Source organism: Flavitalea flava (assembly GCF_054461575.1).
The window spans coordinates 213,380-231,745 of sequence record NZ_JBTLQH010000005.1; the positions used below are offsets into that span (position 1 = coordinate 213,380).

The window sequence follows — 18,366 nt, forward strand, 5'->3', positions numbered from 1 at the left end:
GGGTTATTTTAAAAGTTAGAACTGGCCTTTCCTTTCCTGGAAATGTGTTGGTTTGTTCTTGATCGCTCCTCCCTGGTTTGTCCATTCCACGATCAATTCCATCATTTGTTTTAATGACACTCCCGGGTAACCGAAAAGACGAAATGACTCTGCAGCATTGCTCAACAAGGCAGTTGGCTGTTCTTCGCCAGACAGGACAGGTGTTTTCCCAAATAGCCGCCCGAATTCTTCCGACAGCCACCGCACGGAAACCGTTTCCGGACCAGTAATATTTAACAGCTTAGCCGGGACCTGGCAATGGAGAAGGGCCCTCAGGGCCATTTCATTCGCATCCCCCTGCCAGATCACATTCACCTGTCCCATACCGAGGTCAACAGGTCTGCCTTCTCTCACGGATCTGGCTATCTCCAGCAGCACTCCATAACTGACATCATTGGCATAGTTCAACCGGTAGATCAACAGAGGTGTATTATATTTAGCGGAGAAGTGCTGAAAGATGCGTTCTCTGCCAAGGCAGGACTGGGCATATTCTCCGACTGGCCCGGGAGGGTAAGCTTCCGTAACACCGCCCTGGACTACAGGGGATAATGGGTAGACATTGCCTGTTGAAAAGACTACGATACGGGAGTCCTTATATTTCTCCGCAACCCGGCCGGGCAAATAGGCATTCATCGCCCAGGTGAATGATTCCTTACCCGTTGTCCCGAATTTAGTACCGGCCAGATAGATCACATTTTTTACTTCCGGTAACCCCTGAAGCTGATCTTCGTTCAACAGATCCGCAACAATCGTTTCGATACCGGCCTTATTCAGTTCTTCCTGTAATCCAGGTTCTGAAAACCGGGAAACGCCGATTACTCTTTTATTAACGCCGGCCTTTTGTACAGCCTGCCTCGCCAACCTGGCCATTCCGGGACCCATTTTTCCGCCTACACCCAGGATCAGGATATCTCCCTCCAATTGGGCAATTTCATGGACTAAAACAGGGGAAGGGTCCAACAGGTCCTGATACCACTGATAAATATCGCCTTTATTCATTTCAGATAATTATTATTAAGGAGTAAAAATAAGGTTATACAAGTAAACTTCATTTCGTTTCCTTATAAAACTAAAAAATTATTTGATACAAGGCAAAAAAATAGAGCCTGAGGCTACTGTTATTCTAGGGCAACTATCTCTATTTCCGGATAATTTGGCCCGAAAGTAATACAGGCTACCAACTCCCTGGAGTCAGGGACGGCTACGGCTACGTTCAATTCAGTATTTGGTATCGAGTCCCTGGCAGGCAGGTTGAGGGCTATAAATGTATTCGTGTTTACATGGGTAATTTGTCGTATCGACATTGAATCTGCGGAAAAATCCAAAATCGGAAGTTTACAGTTAAGATCCCGTATGCCTACCAGCCTCGCCTTCAAAAAAACCAGGTGGTTCTTCTCTTTTTTACAATTCAGGGCCACCAGACAGACCAAAATCAAAAAACGAAAGTGCATTTTCATAAACAAGGTTTATAAGCTGACCTTATTTTAAGACTGAACGTTGCAGATCTTTTCAATTTTACAGAAAGAAGTAATAGCCGGGAATGCAGGGTAGCATCAATGCAATAAAAGCTCGCAGGGCTTCAGACCCGTGTGTTTCTTAAATGCGGTGGAAAAATGGGAGATAGAGGAATAGCCCAGCATGACCGAAACTTCGGTAACACTCAGCCCCTTCTCATAAAGGAGATAACGGGCGTGTTCCATTCGCTGGCTTTGATAGAAATCGAATATCGTGGTCCCGAACATTTCTTTAAAGCCTTTTTTCAGGTAACATTCGTTGATAGCCACTTTACGGCTAAGCTCCTTGATCGTTAAGGGTTCACCAATATGCTGAAGAAGGACTTCCCTGGCTTTGACAATCTTGTCGCGGTCTGCTTCATTGGCCAGGAATTTACACTGAAAGCCTTCTACCTCTTTTTCTCCTACCATACATTCAAGACTGTACAGAAGGAGCATCTGGCATTGGGCATTGGTATAAATATTCTCCAGGCTGTCGGTATAACTATGATTCAGCAGTGCTTCGAGCAGCATACGGGTCCTTCCGCAAAGCGACAGGATTTTGGTAAATGAAGAGGGATGTCTGAAATTCAAGAGGTTATCACTGAGCGAGCTGTCTTGTCTGTATTCTAACCTGTTTTCAGGCTTGCGGGGCTTTGCAAATTGGGATAAATGAACCGGAAGGAACCGGAAACTCAGCACGTCTACTGTTTCGATCCGTTCGGCACAGGAAGGGGAAGCCTGTAATTTACAGGTATCGCATTCGATCTCTTTTTTGCGGCAGTAGACATTACCCGCCACACAAAACCGGAGTTCCAGGAAATTATCGGCCGGCTCAAGTTTTTTATAATGGTAAACCATCATCCCCATATCGTCCATATTCCACTGGGGATGTTTCTGATACCTTTTGATGGTGTACTGAACGGATCCGGGTATCTGTCGGTCTTTTTCCTGCAACATAAGCAGCTGATCCTGCATAACAGGTTGCTTATAAGCCATCATCAATATATCCGGAGCCTCGTACATAAGGGGGCAAATTTACAGATGAATCATCGATTTTATCAAAATAATACGCCTATAATGGCCCCTGAGATTTAGGATTGGAAGATTATGACAGTAGGATGACGAAACCCTGACCAGGCAACCATGGTAAAAACAGAAAAAACCATCTCTCTTTTCATGACCATTTTCCAGCCCTTTTTTTGAAATGTCAGGGAGATATTCCGGGACCATTTCCGAACCATTTCCGGGACCATTTCCGAAGCATTTCCGAAGCATTTCCGAACCATTCCGGGGTACTTCCTGAGATGTATTTCAGGGTGCTCTTCCCGGTAGTTTACAGGGTGCTTTTCATCACCAAAAAAGGCATTCCCGGATTTCATACATTTAACCTGAAAATGGGGATATTAAAACCGGTGGAAACCCTTATTTTTCGTACATTTGCCAACCTTATTAATTTATTGTTAACTACAAGATTCCCAGTATAAATATGAGTGAAACAACAGAGGAAATCCTTAACCCCGCCACCAATGGATATGGAGCAGATAGTATCCAGGTCCTGGAAGGGTTGGAAGCCGTCCGGAAACGTCCTGCCATGTACATCGGAGATATCGGTGTAAAAGGACTGCATCACCTGGTATATGAAGTTGTGGATAACTCCATTGACGAAGCCCTCGCCGGCTATTGTAAGAACATTCTCGTAACCATTTTCGAAGACAATTCCGTCAGCGTGGATGATGATGGGCGGGGGATACCTACCGGTATCATGTCAAAGGAGAAAAAGAGCGCATTGGAAGTGGTCATGACTGTGCTTCACGCGGGAGGTAAATTCGACAAAAATACCTATAAGGTTTCCGGAGGTCTGCATGGCGTAGGGGTAAGTTGCGTAAACGCCCTTAGCAGCGATCTGCATGCCATTGTGCGGCGTGAAGGAAAACTTTTCGAACAACAATATAAGATCGGTGTACCTCAATACCCGGTCCGGACAATTGGTACCAGTGAGACCACCGGAACTACTATTCATTTCTGGCCCGATGCCTCGATCTTTATTACGACCGAATACAATAAGGAGATCCTTGAAGGCCGTCTGCGTGAACTGTCCTTCCTCAACCGGGGCGTTCGGATCATTCTGAAAGACCTGCGGGAAAAAGATGACAATGGGGAAACTTATTCCAAGACCTTCTTCAGCGAAGGAGGGATCGTCGAATTCGTGGAAATGCTGGATAAGAATGCCGGCCGCACCCCGCTCCTCCCAAAAGTCATATTCGTGGAAGGTAAGGACGACAATACAAACGTCGCCGTCGAAGTGGCCTTGACCTATAATGACAGCTATAGCGAGCATATCTACTCCTATGTCAACAATATCAATACGATAGAAGGCGGCACCCATGTGGCCGGTTTCCGTCGCGCGCTTACCCGGGTATTCAAATCCTATGGGGACAAACAGGGCCTTTTCGAAAGGGCCAAGGTCGAGATCGAAGGTGATGATTTCCGGGAAGGACTGAGTACCATTATCTCGGTAAAGGTTCCGGAACCTCAGTTCGAAGGACAGACCAAGACCAAGTTAGGCAACAATGAAGTAAGCGGAGTCGTTGACTCTACCGTTTCAAAGGCGCTGAACGATTATCTGGAAGAGAATCCCCGCGAAGCCAAGAGCATTATCCAGAAAGTTATCCTGGCCGCACAGGCCCGCGCTGCCGCTAAAAAGGCCAGGGAACTGGTGCAACGTAAAAGTGTATTGAGCGGAGGCGGGTTGCCTGGAAAACTGGCCGATTGCTCGGACCGTGACCCTGACCGCTGCGAGCTGTTCCTGGTCGAAGGAGACTCGGCAGGTGGTACGGCCAAACAAGGCCGGAACCGCAGCTTCCAGGCTATCCTGCCTTTGAGAGGTAAGATCCTGAACGTGGAAAAGGCCATGGAACATAAGATTTATGAGAATGAGGAAATACGGAATATGTACACTGCCCTTGGGGTAACCGTAGGAACAACCGAAGATCCCAAGGCGCTGAATATTGCCAAACTGCGTTATCATAAGCTCATTATCATGACCGATGCCGATGTGGATGGCAGTCATATCGCCACCCTGATCCTGACCTTTATTTACCGGTATATGAAGGAATTGGTAGAGCAGGGTTATATCTACATTGCGCAGCCGCCGCTCTATCTGGTGAAAAAAGGGAAAGAACAGGCTTATGCCTGGAATGAAGAACAGCGTAAAGCCTGGGTAGAGAAATTGTCCGGCGGTAAAGAAGACAGTGTAAACATTCAGCGGTATAAAGGGCTTGGTGAAATGAATTCAAACCAGCTTTGGGATACGACCATGAATCCCGATACCCGGACCCTGAAACGCGTAACGATCGAAAGTGCTGCTGAAGCCGACCGCGTTTTCAGCATGTTAATGGGAGATGAGGTAGCGCCAAGGCGTGAATTTATCGAATCCCATGCAAAATATGCGAAACTGGATGTATAAGCCCCAGGGGCGCCAGTGGGAGGGCAAAAGAGAAGGGCAAAAATATTTTTCAAACTTAGTCAGCCAAAATCTGTAATATTACAGTGTTTTGTGCTAACCATTTCTGCAATAGCAGGCATTAAATCAATTAATTATGTCAACTGTAACACTCACAGCTTACAACGTAAAAACGAAAGAGAAGAATGTACCTATCGTGGATGCAGTGATTACGAAAACTGCTAAAGGAGCCTATATGGCACAGGGACATGACGGAAAAGGCAGCAAACTGACTACTCTTTTAGGCGAAGAAAAAGCTCTTGCCGCTATTAAAGCCGGCATTGCTAAACAAGGCTGGTAAACGGAACAGGGGGTTAAATAAAATCAAGGTAAGCAGACTGCCTGCCTAAAATGGCTTTATCGTCGGCCCCCAACCATTTACTCAGAACTGTAGCGTATACATCCTTAAAATCAACCTGGTATTTAAGATCTCCTTCTGACAGATCATTCAGATCCGGCAGTCCATTGATCAGGCCTTTTTGGCGTAATCCTCCGCCGATCAGGAACATCGTGTTGGCAGTGCCATGATCTGTTCCCCCACTCGCATTCTGTGCCACCCGGCGGCCAAATTCGGAAAAGGTTAGCATCAGGGTATCATCAAGCCTATGGTTGGCCTTCAGATCTCCTGCAAAAGCCGTTATTGCATCGTTGAGTTCCGTAAAAAGCCGTTGCTGCTGCGCAGCCTGGTTCACATGGGTGTCAAAACTTCCCAGAGAAAGATAATATACCCGGGTATTGATATCGGAAAAAATCAGTGACGCAATGTTCCGGAGATTTTTGCCAATTTCGGTATTTGGATAGCTGGCCTGAGAGGGTCGTATTTTACTCTTTTCGAAAATATAATCGGCGCTGGATACCGTTTCGGCTATCGTTTTATAGAGATAATCAATAGGCTTAACCACATTTGCAAAATGTCCGTCAAGGGGAGCGGCCTGGTGTCCGGAAGCCAGTTCCCTGAAATATTTTTCGTGACTGGTCGTATATAACCGCCGGGGATCTTTTAAGGCCATTCCTTTGATCTGTGCCCCTTTTAAAGCCAGGCTCACCACATCGTCTATTTCCAGGACCTGGGTCGGCCTTTCGCATTGATTACATTGAGCATCCAGGTATCTCCCTAACCAACCAGTAGATAAATATTGCCTGCTGTCGCTGGCCGTTTGCCAGATATCCATACTCCGGAAATGCGAACGATCCGGATTGGGATACCCTACACTATGCAGGATACCCAGACTTCCTTCATCATACAATCCTTTTAATCCGCCCAGGGCAGGATGCAAACCGGCATCCTCCGTAACCAGAAGAGAGTTACCCTTTAAAATACCCAAGCCTGGCCGGGCCTTGTAATAAAGGTCATTACGAACCGGGATCACGGTATTTAATCCGTCATTGCCTCCGTTCATCTGCAGCACCACCAATACTTTGTTGCCCGGAATAACAAGCGGTTCCTCAAATGCTTTCAGGAATTTTGGCAAAAGAAAGGAGGTCGCCGCCAGCGAACCGGCCTGAAGAAATTTTTTGCGATTCATACGTTTACGATGTTAGCATAGTTGATATTCCGGTGTACTCATCAGCCGGATGGTAGCCGTTTTAATATAATCCTCCCGGTTGCCCGCGATCGTATATTCTTTCAGAACAGCCTCACTCATTCCTGGTTTGGCCTGAAGCACCACTGAGCTGATGGCAGTGAACAACTTATCGTCCGGGATCTTTTCGAACCGTTTTAAATAAGCCGTCCAATCGATTGACGCATTGATCATCTGGTGCCTTGGGGGATCCTTTCTTCCCATCATCATATCGTCATCATCCCGGGGTTTCTGTTGAAACTCTTCGGCTCCATATATAAGTACCGGCAGGCTCAAACGGAACATCAGCGAAGAACTGTCGATCCAATCCAGCCCACCAGGCCAACCTGCAACATTCGGGGGGTAGAATAATAACTGGCCTAATAACCGCTGGATGACCAATTGGACCTCTTCATACGTTATTGTCATAGGAAGTAGTCGACGTGTCCCGACGAGAAGGTCGACGGGCGATTTGATCCTGCTGCCGTAATGCCGGGGGTCATAGAACCAGTCGCTATGGAATATATCCTCAATGAGGGATTGGATATCGTAATTATGCTGATACCATCTGTCAGCCAGCCAGGCCACCCTGGCCTCATCGATCTGCTCATCAACCAGGTAACGGTAAAGCTTACCTGTGATATGCAGGGCCGTTTGTTTTTGCTCCAATAATAAATTCAAAACATCATCCCCGTCAAAATAGCCTGTTTTCCCTAACAGTGTTTTTTGCCCGTTATCATGCTGCCCCTTGCGGAAAACAAACTCACCCCCCGGATTCGCCCCCCAGCCTGTAAAAGCCCTGGCGGCCTCCCTGACATCCTGTTCTGTATAATTGCCCCTGCCCATCGTGAATAATTCCATCACTTCCCGGGCAAAATTCTCGTTGGGATGATCCTTCCTGTTCTGATTGTTATTTAAAAAATTGATCATCGAGGCGCTCTTGGAGACTCCTTTCAAAAGGTCTCCGAAATTTCCAAGTGCGCCCTGGCGGATCGTGTTCAGTAAAAGTTGTTGAAATAAAATATTCTCATTGCGCGAAGCAAAATGGCCATGCCAGAATAAAGCCATCTTTTCCCTTAACTGTGCATCGGTATTCACCATTTCATTCAGCCAGGCCAGGTTCAGCCGCTTAATTTCTTCCCGCGATTGTTTGCGTTGTTGTTTTTTCTCCTCATCCGATAACTTCCCATCCTTCCCCTGCATAGTACCGGTATTTACCATTCCCATGGCCGGCCCTGTCTCCGTATCCCCGGTTACATCAAGGTAAGTTGCCGGCCGGGATGAAGCCTTCCATAAAGACATCATAATGGCCCGCTGGCCGGAGGCCGCTGCAGCATTCAATTGTCCGGTAGCCGGCCCGAAACCGGCCCGCCAAAGCAGATGTTGATTTTTCTGTTGATCGGTAAGTACTCCCATCAGGACATTTTGTGGCTTGGACCTGAATACTTACTGAAGGTTTAATCCAGCAAAAACCGCAAGCCCGCCGTAAAATTATTGAGGCTGCTGCCAAAACCGGAAGACAGAGAAAAATTATCGGAAGTTGAGGAGGAAATGCTATTGTTTGCCGGGGATGTCACGGTCGTTTTCGAATGCGTATATCCTATGAGGCCAAGATTCTGAAAGCCGGCTTCCAATTGAACATGTTTGCCCAAAAGATAGGCAACCCCAGGATAAAAGCCAAGGTTAATGGTATAGCCCTTTCCTTCGGAATTATATAACTGCGTACTGCCTTCATTACTTTGTTTATTATAATACCCTCCAAGCCGTCCCTGCAAAAAAAGTGAAAAGCCGCTGCCCAGGGTCTTATATTTCCGCAAAAAAAATCCAGCGCCATAATTGTTCGACTTAACGACAGAGGAAGTAGCCCCCTGGTCCTGGGTGGTTTTCACACCCGACCAGGACAGGTCGAAGCCGGCAATTAAATTATCCTGAATAGCCTTACCAAAAGAAGGAGAAAAGCCGCCGCCAGTCTGTTTAAAGGTACTGTTGTTAACCGGGTCTGTGGAATTACTTTTGGAACTGTTAAAATTAATATCGCCACCTAAAAGGGTTACTCCTTTTTTTATTTGAGCTGCCGCCGAAAGGGTTACCATAAAAGAAAAGCAAAATAGGTAAATGTTTTTTTTCATACAATAAATTTGAGGTTAATGATTACTGTAAATATGTAAAAAATAAAATCAATTCTACCTCTCCGTTAGGTGGTTTCACAAACATTTATGTTAAAGGAAAATAAAGAGCGTAAAAAAAAATGAGACATTCCTGCCTCATTAAAAACACATTAAAAATCGCGAATGTACTTCGGAAATAATTACCGGCACCGGGAAAGGAACTAAATACGTTCCGCTCCGAAATAAGCGTGTAATGCTTTGGGTAATTCAATGGAATTTTCCGTCTGATGATTTTCCAACAGGCAGGCCAGTATTCTGGGAAGCGCCAGGGAACTGCCATTCAGGGAATGAACCAGCTGTGTTTTTCCTCCTGCATCCTTGAAACGGATCTTCATCCGATTGGTTTGGAAGGCTTCGAAATTGCTCACCGAACTTACTTCCAGCCATTTTTCCTGTGCCGCGCTGTATACTTCAAAATCGTAAGTCATCGCAGAGGTAAAACCCATATCCCCGCCGCAAAGCCGCAGGATACGATAAGGGAGTTCCAGGGATACCAATAATTTCTCTACATGCTCCACCATTTCTTCCAATACGCCATAACTCTTCTCCGGGTGAACCAATTGCACCACTTCCACCTTATCGAACTGATGAAGACGGTTCAAACCGCGGACGTCCTTACCATAACTTCCGGCTTCTCTCCGGAAACAAGGGGTATAGGCTGTCATCTTTATGGGGAGGCTATTTTCCTTCAGGATCTCATCCCGGTAGATATTCGTTACCGGTACTTCCGCCGTAGGGATCAAATAAAAGTTGTCCTCCCCGACATAGTACATCTGGCCTTCCTTATCCGGCAACTGGCCCGTTCCACGCGCCGAGGCTTCATTTACCATCAATGGGGGCTGAAACTCCATATACCCCGCTGCCGTATTATAATCGAGGAAGTACTGGATCATCGACCGTTGCAGTTTCGCGCCTTTATTAATGTAGACGGGAAAACCACTGCCCGTTATCTTATTACCCAAGTCAAAGTCGATAAGGTTGAATTTTTTCGCAAGGTCCCAATGCGGTACGGCTCCTGCCGGAAGCTGCGGTTTACTCCCCCCTTCCCTGACGGTAACATTATCTTCGGGTGTTTTTCCCGGCGGTACGGCCGCAGCTGGTAAGTTAGGAAGCCGGATCAGCGTCTCGTTCAACTCCTGTTCGACAGCAGCCAATTTTGCCGCGATTGGTTGCAATGCAGTCTTTAATGCCGCGACCATGCTCTTTTTTTCCTCCGCCTGCTCCTTCTGCCCCTTGGCCATCAATTGACCGATCTCTTTGGAATGAGCATTTATCCCTGACAAATTGGTATCCGATTCCAATTGCAATTTCTTACGCTGGTCGTCCAGCGCGACTATCGTATCGACCAAACCGATCTCCTTAAAATTCCGGACGGCCAGTCTTTCCTTAACAAACTCCACCTGCTGACGGATAAATGCCACCTGTAACATCTTTCAGATTTTTGGCAAAGGTAATAAGGTAAAATCTTAATTTCACACAAAACCCTTTATTATGATCGACCCCAACTTAATTACCACCAGCACTGCCCTTGAAGGCTATCGGATTACAAAGAACCTGGGCGTTGTCCGGGGTATCACCGTACGATCCCGCAGCCTGTTGGGAAATATCGCCGGCGGCCTGCAAACCCTATTGGGAGGCCAGATCTCCATTTACGTGGAACTCTGCGAAAAAACCAGGGAAGAAGCCTTTCAGTATATGATGCAGCATGCCTCCGACCGTGGAGCCAATGCCGTTATCAATATGCGGTATGATGCCAATGAAGTGATGAATGGGGTTACCGAAGTGCTGGCTTATGGAACGGCTGTTGTAGCCGAAAAAATATAGGGAGCTCACTTATTGTACAGACCCGAATTATTCAGCCCGATACAATAGTCGGTGACCCATCCTCCTGCAGCATCCACATATATAATGTTTGGTTTGTTTTTCCTGTTGATCTTCCCACCGGCAATCCATTCATTGAGCTTTACCGGCAAATATTTATTGCCGTCAAGCGACAGGTTAATGATACTCTGGTGTTTGCGGATCACGTTGGTCAGCAACATCGCGCCACTGATCAGCGGATTGACATTTTCATCCTGGAAATCATTGCAGGTCATGGCCGCCTCATCGGCGCTCTGCGTCAATTGCCAATCCAGCCGCACCAGGTCATTGTTATGAACTCCGTCTCCCAGATCGCGGAAAAACAATTCCTGTCTGGAGAGGAACTTTGCCAATTCATTTGTGGCAGCATACTCTCTCCTGAAATTAATAAAAGCATCGCTATGGTCTCCGATGGTACAGGAATCGATTAGTCCGTCCGGGCGGGAATAATGCTCAAAAGTGACGATCACTTTTCCCGCTAAATCCCGCAGGGGGATTTCTCCCAACGCTTTCCCATTCCGTTTATAAACGATCGGATTTCCCAGGCTTTTCAGGATAAGATCTGCCAAATCCTTCACCGGAGTTTCTTTTTCACAAAAATGGCTGAAGGTCAGCAGGACGATTTCCTCCTGGTTCTTTTGAAGGAAAATCCGGATGGCGTCCAGGATACCGGCAAGTTTTTCTCCGTATCCCCCTCCGATCGCATCGGCCATGCAGTCCGAAGAACAATGTTTCGTGTATAGGGTATCCTTGTAGGTGCCCACCCTCAGATCGAACATCCGTATACCTGCATTCAATTGTCCTTTGACGGGCAGTTTCTGTGTAAGCGTATTACATTCGTTGATCGTCCCACTCTGTGATCCTCCTACCCCGTTGAGCACCGACATACCCGCATCGTGCGCTCCTGGAATGACGATATCCTGCAGGGTATAATTACTTTTGGACGGCATGAGCAGATCCTTCATCCAGGAAGACGGATTATAATTGGTGAAATAACTCAGGTACATATTCCCATTCCCGCCTGTGAAAGCCAATATGAATTTATTGCCATCAACATTGCAGATAGACACAGGCTGGGTGGTTGAAAAATAACCGGGTAACGCTATGGCCGTTTGAGGAATGGCGGGGGTTTTAGCGGTCCCATAATAAAGTTTGTTATCATTATCCGGTCCTTTCCAGATACAAAACAAACGTTCTCCGTTCCATATCTGGTAAATGGCCGGTGCCGTCTTCGATCTTGCCTGAGCTACCGGAACAGAAACGGACCATGAACCGGTTTGAATATTATAATCCGTGGAATAAACAACTTGTTCCTTATAACCCCTCCAGGTGAACCTTGCCACCGTATCATTCAAACTGACCACAAAAGGATAATCCGAAGATTTTCTCCCTGCTACAAAGGCAAGTGCCGATTCGGGAATCAAACCGTCCGGGCCCGGTTCAACCAGGGCAAAGGCCAGTGATTGTTTGTCCGCGCCATGAGAAGCCAGCAGTATTTTACCGTTAAAGGGTGCGGCAGTGATCCCATAAGCCAGTTTGGGATTTCCGGTGAAGACAAGGGAGTGGACGTTCATAAGATCAAAGGCCGTATCCGATCGGTTGATCACATATTTTACTCCTCCATCCCGGTCAATCCAGAAAAGATAGATCCTGTTATTCAACACCCGCAGTACCGGGCCAAACGGCGTTTGGCCGTTCTGTACCATTCCATCCGCATGGAAAGAGGACGTATCATATTGCCGGCCCAGATAGGACACATGCACTTTTCCTTCGTTCCCCGCTTCCTTCCAGGTGACAAAAAAACCTCCTTTGAACTGGGTGATGTCGATAGACTTGTCTGTCGAGGTTCCCGGAAGTAATTGGGAGGGAAACGTGAAACTCAGATCCTGGGACGCTGCCTTCCGGAGAAAACCCGGAAACAAAAAACAGAAATGGAGCAAACTCAAAGACAGAAAAAAAGCCCTGCAAACCGGTCGGGTCATGTTGAATTATTTGTATGCATAATTTATTGAAAAATGTCAGCACAAAAAATTATATTTTTTGGTAATCCTTGCTGTATTCCGGGTAATTTACAGAAGCCAAAAATACAATCTATGAAAATACGTTTACTCCTTCCGTTAACCTGTATTTCATTATCCCTGACTTTTTTCTTTCATCCGGCAATAGTGCAGGCGCAGGACGCCAATTACTGGTCTTTCAATTACGGACCGGGAGGTTTTCTGACGCCCGGATCCGTCCTTGCTTATAACAGGGATAGCGGCGTCTTTTTTTTTAACCCCGCATTACTTGCCTATACCAATAGGAACAGCGCATCGATCACCGGTAATTTATATCAATTTGAATCCACCACGATAAAGAACGGGATAGGAACCGGCCTGAATCTTTCCTCTACCAGCGCCAGCATTATTCCCCTGATGGGTGCAGGGTGCATTGCCATTAAAGGGAAACATCCATTTGTGATAGGATATGCGCTGCTCCGGAATCCGGTTTCCAGTTTCCAGACCACGCAGCGGAAAGATGCAAAATTTAATGTACTCGATAATTCCTACAGCCCGGGCTCCGAATATTATATCGGACAGTTTTCGCAAATCAATCAGATCACCGAGACCTCCGGTCTTTTAAGCATTGGCTTTAAATTAAACTCCGCCTTTTCAGCAGGCTTTACGGTGGAAGGCCAGGTCCGTGTACAAAATTATAATCAAAACTTCAGTTCAAGGGCATTGTATAATCAGGGAACGGATACCATTTTCCCTCCGGTAGCCAGCGTCGAGGGTACTTACCTGGCCAACTATACGCATTTAGGCATACGATTCAAAGGAGGATTATCCTATAACGCTTCCGGCCATCATCTTGGATTGCTCATAACAGCACCCATCCTCCGGGTATATGGAAAAGGCATCATTTATGGGGATGAGGTGATAAACGATTTGAAATTGCTGATAGGGGGCTTGTCTGCAAACTTTCTGGCCAGCACCCGGCAAACCGGGGTGAATGCCCGGTTTAAAACGCCGCTGAGCCTGGGGCTGGGTTATGCCTATGATTATAACGCCAGGGGGCAGATTTATTTTGCTGCAGAATATTTTGATAAGATCGGCGACTATAATATCATGACTCCCCGGAATGAATATTTTATCCGGCCCGATACCGGAAATAATAATGAATCAACCGCGGCCATCCTTAAATTTAAAGATGCCCACAAATCCCTTGTCAATTTCGCTGTAGGGATCAATTTCCCGCTCACGTCTTCTGTCCTGGGTTACTGTTCCCTGAGAACGGATTTTACGTATGCGGACACCAGCCTCTATAAAAGCAGCGATGGTATCCAGGCCAATACGTCCAATTGGAATATCTGGCATATGCAGCTGGGCGCAAACCTTAAAAAAAGGAAATTCAATCTCCGTGTCGGTCTCCTGTTGTCCTATGGCAAAACGAATAAATACCTGCAACCCTATAATTTCGATAATCCCAACGAAGGAAATACCCTGCAGGGTGACCCTCACCTGGTTCCTGCAAACCACTTTGCGGGGGGATTGCTTTTCTCTTATATCCATAATCTTTAGATTCAGGCTATCTTTGGGCCATGCAACAAGCACAAGACGATCTGCAGACGCGGTGGTGGAACCTGGAAGCCAGGCTGGTAGAAAGATTCGGTAAAAAACCCGATATGGAAGCCATTTTATTCCTGGTCGGAATCCAGGAATTCGGAGAACTTCGTCCAAAGTTTTCCAAAGAACAGAAACAGGATCTTATGCATATAGCCGTTTGTTCCCTTTTCCGCCAAAGCGGATACTATGAACTGGCTGGTGTCGATGAGGATGGCTGGCCCCATTTCAGGCAACTAAAGGCTCTTCCGGAGATGGATATGAAACAACAGGAAGATTTTATGAAAGATCATATTTTATTATATTTCGAAACCTCCGGTTTTTAAATGATCAAATGGTTCTTTGCCTGTTTGGCAATCACGTTTATTTTCTCCTGTAACCCACATCTGTCCAACGGATTACGGAAAAAAGACCGCTTTAAGGATATTGAAGTGACCACGACCCTGGGCACCCTTATCCTCCGCCTTTCGGACTCTACTCCCCTGCACCGGGATAATTTCCTGCTCCTGGTAAAGAAAGGCTATTTCGACAGTGTTTTATTCCATCGGGTCATCAAGGGTTTTATGATCCAGTCAGGGGATCCGGATAGTAAGCGTTCAGCCGCGGGAACTCCGTTGGGAGAAGGGGGGCCTGCCTACACGATCCCGGCAGAATTCCGCAGCTCCCTTTTCCACTACAAGGGCGTTCTGGCTGCCGCCAGGGAAGGGGAGGAAGTTAACCCCAAAAAGGAGAGCAGCGGAAGCCAGTTCTATATTGTTCAGGGACGGGTATTTACGGATGCCGGATTGGATTCGGTCGAGACTTTCCGCTTAAAAGGCCGCAAAATTCCCATGGAAAGGCGGACTGTTTACAAAACCATTGGCGGGGACCCTCACCTGGATGGAAATTATACGGTTTTCGGGGTAGTTGTGCAGGGTATCGGGATAGTCGACTCTATTGCAGGCACCCCTACCGACGGGTCGCCATTCGATCGCCCTTTAAAAGATATCCGGATTCTGAAAATGAAGCTGATAAGCCGTAAATAAATCCCGTTGTCTTGTTCTAATTCAATCCATTTTTGTAATCTTTGCAGCACAAAAAACAGATGCCATGAATTTCCCTGAAAATTTACGCTATACCAAGGACCATGAATGGATAAAACTGGAAAAAGGCAATGAGGCCATTATCGGCATCACAGAGTTTGCCCAACAGGAGTTGGGGGATATTGTATACGTTGAGATCGAAACAGTCGGAAAAGCACTGGCTGCAGAAACAATTTTCGGATCTGTAGAAGCTGTAAAAACCGTATCCGATCTTTTTCTACCTGTTGCAGGCACTATCACGGAAGTAAATCCGGACCTCGCGGCCTCCCCTGATCTGATAAATTCCGATCCTTATGGCAAAGGATGGATGGTAAAAGTCACCCTGAACGATCCTGCTGACCTGGATAAACTGATGGATGCCGCTGCATACAGCAAAATAGTGCATTAATAAAGTGCCTTGACCTGACCGGGGATACGACCCAAGCCCGTTAAGTCAAACTATCTGAATCAACCCGTCGCACTTGTTTTAACGCATTTTATTTCTTTACTTAGAGGATCCATATAGTAAAAACCTTGGGTATACCTATAACATATTCTGAACAGGAACTTGTGCTGGCCTTGAAAAGACGGGATAATCAGGCTTTCGCTTTCCTATACGACAATTACGCAGGGGCGCTCTATAGCATTATCAAACAGATCGTTGCAGATAATACTGAGCTTGCCAGCGATGTCCTTCAAGAGGTATTTATCAATATCTGGAGAAAGATCGAAACCTATGACCAGACTAAGGGACGTTTATTCACCTGGATGCTGAATATCGCCCGGAATCTCTCTATCGATACACTGCGGTCAAAAAGTTATCAGAATTCCCAAAAAAACCAGGAATTGCCGGACACCGTATATAATAAAAGTATCGTCAGTCAAACCACTCAGCTTAATATAGATAATATAGGGCTGAAGAAGGTGCTGGAAAAATTAAAGCCTGAACACCGGGTCGTGGTTGACCTGGCCTATTTTAAGGGTTATACGCATGAGGAAATTGCTAATTCGCAGGGCATTCCCCTTGGTACGGTAAAAACCCGCATAAGAAATGCGTTATTGCAATTAAGAGAACACTTACAATAAATTGAACGAACAGGATTACATATCAGATGGTAGCAACGAACTCTACGTATTCGGCATGGCCGATGAGTCGGAAAAGGCAATACAAGAGCAATTAAGTAACCAGGATCCCAAGATTTTAGCTGATCGTCTGGAACTGGAACAAAAGCTTGAAAAATTTGCCAGGGAGAATGGGGAGAACCCTCCTGCAATGGTTAAGGATCGGATTTTTGAAATGATCGATGGCCTGGGAAATCAGCTATCCCGGCAAACTCTTCCTTCAAATCCATCAAAAACAATAACCATGCAAAATGAAAATGTCCCCCGTCGGTCCTCAGGCTTGTTGCAGTTCTTAGCCGCTGCTTCCGTCATTCTTCTGGTAATCGTCGGCTATTTTAACTATCGTTCCAATAAACAAAACGAAGAATTAAAGAATGCCAATGTAGCACTCAGCGAAAAGCTGAATACCACTGACAGCATCCTAAAACAGATCGTGGCCGAACAAAAGATCGTGAAAGATCCAAATGTTACGGTGGTCAATATGGTCGGAACCCAGGTTGCTCCCAAGTCTTCGGCGAATATTTATTGGGATTCCACCTCGTCGAACGTCTTTTTGGTTGTAAAGAATATGCCCAAACTTCCTTCGGATCAGCAATATCAACTATGGGCCCTGATCGACGGCAAACCGAAGGATCTGGGAGTTTTTGACGCAAATATGGACAAGGTTATTTTACAGATGAAGAATACACAGAAAGCACAGGCTTTTGCGATCACCATAGAGCAAAAAGGAGGCAGTCCTTCTCCTACCCTTCAAAAAATGCAATCCCTCGGAAAGACTACCCAAACCCAATAAAAGGGACGGGATAGTCGGGAAAAAAAATACACAGTTATAGAAAAAAAGTCCCATTTTCAGGGACTTTTTTTATTTTCAGGAAGTTATTAAAATTTCAACGAGCTATAGGGGATATCCGTACTATGGCTAATTTCTAAGGTATGATCCCATTTTTACGAAGATATTTCAGCAGTATCATTTATCCTGTTCTTTGGACCCTGGTAATTGGAATACTCCTTTCCCTGCCTGGTTCCGTCTTACCTCAGGAAAGCGATTTCTCCATTCCACAATTTGACAAGATCATTCATATCAGCCTGTTCGGCGGTTTTGTATTCTTATGGGGCCTCTATCTGAGCAGCAAACCCATTACGACTCCCCGGAAACTCCTGCGCCTGTTCTTCCTGATCTTTATCCTGGGAAGTATCTATGGTATTGGTATGGAATACGTTCAGAAGTATTTTATCCCTAACCGGGATTTCGATCTGGCCGATATTATCGCCGATCTCATCGGCGCCGGCCTGGCCTACGGAATCTGCAATCTTACATTAGTAAAGGTGTGATAAGTGAACCTCGGGTTCACCGGCTGTAAGGACAATCAATTAGGATTTTTTGTCCGGAATATTTTTTTAAAAATCTGGGGCAAACAAGGCAAACCACGGGTTTGCCGGCCGAAGGCCAATCATTAGATATTTTTTTGCGTTGTTATTTTTCTCCGAAAAACAACGCAAAAAAATAGCCCCCTGTGGAAACAGGGGGCGTAACCAAAACTAACTGCTTATGAGAAAATTGACTGCTTATGTGAGTCAAATAGAAAAGACAAATTGTTGATTATAATAACGCAAAACAGGTGCCAATATTACAATCAGGCTGTTAAAAAGAATTTTCAAAAGAACTACGTTTTTACTTAGAAAACCAAAATTACGTTGCAAATCAATCTACCGGAATTTCTCGTTTCAGTAATAACATTTATTTAGCATTCTCTTTAAAAGATAGATAATAATTCAATACTTAGCAAATTTTATCTGCCTTATTTTAAAAGAACTATTGTATATAAGACGACAACGGGAGATAAAAGGTTTAACTTCTGTCTGTTAAACTACTCTTAAAGACCTGTTAAGCAATTCCTAAAGAAAACTCACCACTTACCCTGATCAAGCCTTAAAATCCTTTTTAATGGCAGAT

19 protein-coding genes are annotated in these 18,366 nt (G+C 45.8%); 10 read left to right on the forward strand and 9 right to left on the reverse strand.

The genetic code is table 11. The features are described from left to right. Positions 1 to 15: 15 nt before the first annotated feature. The 4 genes from ACX0G9_RS07850 to ACX0G9_RS07865 all read right to left on the reverse strand — a co-directional run bounded on the left by ACX0G9_RS07850 (position 16) and on the right by ACX0G9_RS07865 (position 2,914). Entirely contained in the window at positions 16 to 1,038 is a 1,023-nt protein-coding gene (locus ACX0G9_RS07850; RefSeq protein ID WP_459064322.1) for an NAD-dependent epimerase/dehydratase family protein, read from the reverse strand. Between the two features lie 119 nt (positions 1,039 to 1,157). Continuing rightward, positions 1,158 to 1,496 carry a hypothetical protein gene (locus ACX0G9_RS07855; protein WP_459064323.1) on the reverse strand — a complete coding sequence of 113 codons (339 nt, stop codon included), beginning with the start codon at positions 1,494 to 1,496 and terminating at the stop codon, positions 1,158 to 1,160. Positions 1,497 to 1,592: 96 nt separating this feature from the next. Continuing rightward, complete coding sequence (locus ACX0G9_RS07860; protein ID WP_459064324.1) at positions 1,593 to 2,558, reverse strand: helix-turn-helix domain-containing protein; 966 nt, start codon at positions 2,556 to 2,558, stop codon at positions 1,593 to 1,595. Between the two features lie 68 nt (positions 2,559 to 2,626). Then, positions 2,627 to 2,914 (reverse strand): hypothetical protein, encoded by a 288-nt coding sequence (locus ACX0G9_RS07865; RefSeq protein ID WP_459064325.1) that lies wholly within the window; start codon positions 2,912 to 2,914, stop codon positions 2,627 to 2,629. Between the two features lie 107 nt (positions 2,915 to 3,021). Here ACX0G9_RS07865 and gyrB point away from each other — a divergent pair, with 107 nt between their 5' ends. Together gyrB and ACX0G9_RS07875 are read left to right on the forward strand one after the other, a co-directional pair. After that, a complete protein-coding gene (gene gyrB, locus ACX0G9_RS07870) occupies positions 3,022 to 5,001 on the forward strand; it encodes a DNA topoisomerase (ATP-hydrolyzing) subunit B (protein ID WP_459064326.1) in 1,980 nt (659 codons plus the stop codon). Between the two features lie 133 nt (positions 5,002 to 5,134). Next, positions 5,135 to 5,338 carry a hypothetical protein gene (locus ACX0G9_RS07875; protein WP_459064327.1) on the forward strand — a complete coding sequence of 68 codons (204 nt, stop codon included), beginning with the start codon at positions 5,135 to 5,137 and terminating at the stop codon, positions 5,336 to 5,338. A 13-nt stretch (positions 5,339 to 5,351) separates the two neighbouring features. On the opposite strand, the gene ACX0G9_RS07880 is transcribed toward ACX0G9_RS07875, so the two are convergent. The 4 genes from ACX0G9_RS07880 to serS all read right to left on the reverse strand — a co-directional run bounded on the left by ACX0G9_RS07880 (position 5,352) and on the right by serS (position 10,197). Continuing rightward, positions 5,352 to 6,563 (reverse strand): DUF1501 domain-containing protein, encoded by a 1,212-nt coding sequence (locus ACX0G9_RS07880; protein WP_459064328.1) that lies wholly within the window; start codon positions 6,561 to 6,563, stop codon positions 5,352 to 5,354. 12 nt (positions 6,564 to 6,575) lie between these two features. After that, the gene (locus tag ACX0G9_RS07885; protein WP_459064329.1) at positions 6,576 to 8,015 is read right to left on the reverse strand and encodes a DUF1800 domain-containing protein; all 1,440 of its coding nucleotides are present in this window, start codon (positions 8,013 to 8,015) and stop codon (positions 6,576 to 6,578) included. 41 nt (positions 8,016 to 8,056) lie between these two features. Continuing rightward, complete coding sequence (locus tag ACX0G9_RS07890; RefSeq protein WP_459064330.1) at positions 8,057 to 8,728, reverse strand: hypothetical protein; 672 nt, start codon at positions 8,726 to 8,728, stop codon at positions 8,057 to 8,059. A gap of 200 nt (positions 8,729 to 8,928) precedes the next feature. Next, positions 8,929 to 10,197 carry a serine--tRNA ligase gene (serS, locus tag ACX0G9_RS07895; RefSeq protein ID WP_459064331.1) on the reverse strand — a complete coding sequence of 423 codons (1,269 nt, stop codon included), beginning with the start codon at positions 10,195 to 10,197 and terminating at the stop codon, positions 8,929 to 8,931. Between the two features lie 61 nt (positions 10,198 to 10,258). Here serS and ACX0G9_RS07900 point away from each other — a divergent pair, with 61 nt between their 5' ends. Continuing rightward, a complete protein-coding gene (locus tag ACX0G9_RS07900; protein ID WP_459064332.1) occupies positions 10,259 to 10,591 on the forward strand; it encodes a YbjQ family protein in 333 nt (110 codons plus the stop codon). A 5-nt stretch (positions 10,592 to 10,596) separates the two neighbouring features. Here the strand turns inward: ACX0G9_RS07900 and ACX0G9_RS07905 are convergent, their stop codons facing one another. Continuing rightward, positions 10,597 to 12,609, reverse strand: a complete 2,013-nt coding sequence (locus ACX0G9_RS07905; protein ID WP_459064333.1) for a PI-PLC domain-containing protein — start codon at positions 12,607 to 12,609, stop codon at positions 10,597 to 10,599. Between the two features lie 111 nt (positions 12,610 to 12,720). Between ACX0G9_RS07905 and ACX0G9_RS07910 the strand changes: the two genes are divergently transcribed. The 7 genes from ACX0G9_RS07910 to ACX0G9_RS07940 all read left to right on the forward strand — a co-directional run bounded on the left by ACX0G9_RS07910 (position 12,721) and on the right by ACX0G9_RS07940 (position 17,744). Further along, positions 12,721 to 14,187 carry a hypothetical protein gene (locus ACX0G9_RS07910; RefSeq protein WP_459064334.1) on the forward strand — a complete coding sequence of 489 codons (1,467 nt, stop codon included), beginning with the start codon at positions 12,721 to 12,723 and terminating at the stop codon, positions 14,185 to 14,187. A gap of 20 nt (positions 14,188 to 14,207) precedes the next feature. Further along, positions 14,208 to 14,555, forward strand: coding sequence for a hypothetical protein (locus ACX0G9_RS07915; protein WP_459064335.1), 348 nt, complete (start codon positions 14,208 to 14,210; stop codon positions 14,553 to 14,555). After that, positions 14,556 to 15,254 carry a peptidylprolyl isomerase gene (locus ACX0G9_RS07920; protein ID WP_459064336.1) on the forward strand — a complete coding sequence of 233 codons (699 nt, stop codon included), beginning with the start codon at positions 14,556 to 14,558 and terminating at the stop codon, positions 15,252 to 15,254. 64 nt (positions 15,255 to 15,318) lie between these two features. Next, entirely contained in the window at positions 15,319 to 15,699 is a 381-nt protein-coding gene (gene gcvH, locus ACX0G9_RS07925; RefSeq protein ID WP_459064337.1) for a glycine cleavage system protein GcvH, read from the forward strand. Between the two features lie 125 nt (positions 15,700 to 15,824). Continuing rightward, entirely contained in the window at positions 15,825 to 16,376 is a 552-nt protein-coding gene (locus ACX0G9_RS07930; protein ID WP_459064338.1) for an RNA polymerase sigma factor, read from the forward strand. 1 nt (position 16,377) lies between these two features. Next, positions 16,378 to 17,205 carry an anti-sigma factor gene (locus tag ACX0G9_RS07935; RefSeq protein ID WP_459064339.1) on the forward strand — a complete coding sequence of 276 codons (828 nt, stop codon included), beginning with the start codon at positions 16,378 to 16,380 and terminating at the stop codon, positions 17,203 to 17,205. A 140-nt stretch (positions 17,206 to 17,345) separates the two neighbouring features. Next, the gene (locus ACX0G9_RS07940; protein WP_459064340.1) at positions 17,346 to 17,744 is read left to right on the forward strand and encodes a VanZ family protein; all 399 of its coding nucleotides are present in this window, start codon (positions 17,346 to 17,348) and stop codon (positions 17,742 to 17,744) included. Positions 17,745 to 18,366 lie beyond the last annotated feature (622 nt).

Coding starts and splice junctions, on each gene's coding strand:
- ACX0G9_RS07885 (WP_459064329.1), bottom strand. CDS start 8,015: ATGGGAGTACTTACCGATCAACAGAAAAATCAACATCTGCTTTGGCGG.
- ACX0G9_RS07855 (WP_459064323.1), bottom strand. CDS start 1,496: ATGAAAATGCACTTTCGTTTTTTGATTTTGGTCTGTCTGGTGGCCCTG.
- ACX0G9_RS07850 (WP_459064322.1), bottom strand. CDS start 1,038: ATGAATAAAGGCGATATTTATCAGTGGTATCAGGACCTGTTGGACCCT.
- gcvH (WP_459064337.1), top strand. CDS start 15,319: ATGAATTTCCCTGAAAATTTACGCTATACCAAGGACCATGAATGGATA.
- gyrB (WP_459064326.1), top strand. CDS start 3,022: ATGAGTGAAACAACAGAGGAAATCCTTAACCCCGCCACCAATGGATAT.
- ACX0G9_RS07920 (WP_459064336.1), top strand. CDS start 14,556: ATGATCAAATGGTTCTTTGCCTGTTTGGCAATCACGTTTATTTTCTCC.
- ACX0G9_RS07860 (WP_459064324.1), bottom strand. CDS start 2,558: ATGTACGAGGCTCCGGATATATTGATGATGGCTTATAAGCAACCTGTT.
- ACX0G9_RS07875 (WP_459064327.1), top strand. CDS start 5,135: ATGTCAACTGTAACACTCACAGCTTACAACGTAAAAACGAAAGAGAAG.
- ACX0G9_RS07940 (WP_459064340.1), top strand. CDS start 17,346: ATGATCCCATTTTTACGAAGATATTTCAGCAGTATCATTTATCCTGTT.
- serS (WP_459064331.1), bottom strand. CDS start 10,197: ATGTTACAGGTGGCATTTATCCGTCAGCAGGTGGAGTTTGTTAAGGAA.
- ACX0G9_RS07880 (WP_459064328.1), bottom strand. CDS start 6,563: ATGAATCGCAAAAAATTTCTTCAGGCCGGTTCGCTGGCGGCGACCTCC.
- ACX0G9_RS07915 (WP_459064335.1), top strand. CDS start 14,208: ATGCAACAAGCACAAGACGATCTGCAGACGCGGTGGTGGAACCTGGAA.
- ACX0G9_RS07900 (WP_459064332.1), top strand. CDS start 10,259: ATGATCGACCCCAACTTAATTACCACCAGCACTGCCCTTGAAGGCTAT.
- ACX0G9_RS07905 (WP_459064333.1), bottom strand. CDS start 12,609: ATGACCCGACCGGTTTGCAGGGCTTTTTTTCTGTCTTTGAGTTTGCTC.
- ACX0G9_RS07865 (WP_459064325.1), bottom strand. CDS start 2,914: ATGAAATCCGGGAATGCCTTTTTTGGTGATGAAAAGCACCCTGTAAAC.
- ACX0G9_RS07890 (WP_459064330.1), bottom strand. CDS start 8,728: ATGAAAAAAAACATTTACCTATTTTGCTTTTCTTTTATGGTAACCCTT.
- ACX0G9_RS07910 (WP_459064334.1), top strand. CDS start 12,721: ATGAAAATACGTTTACTCCTTCCGTTAACCTGTATTTCATTATCCCTG.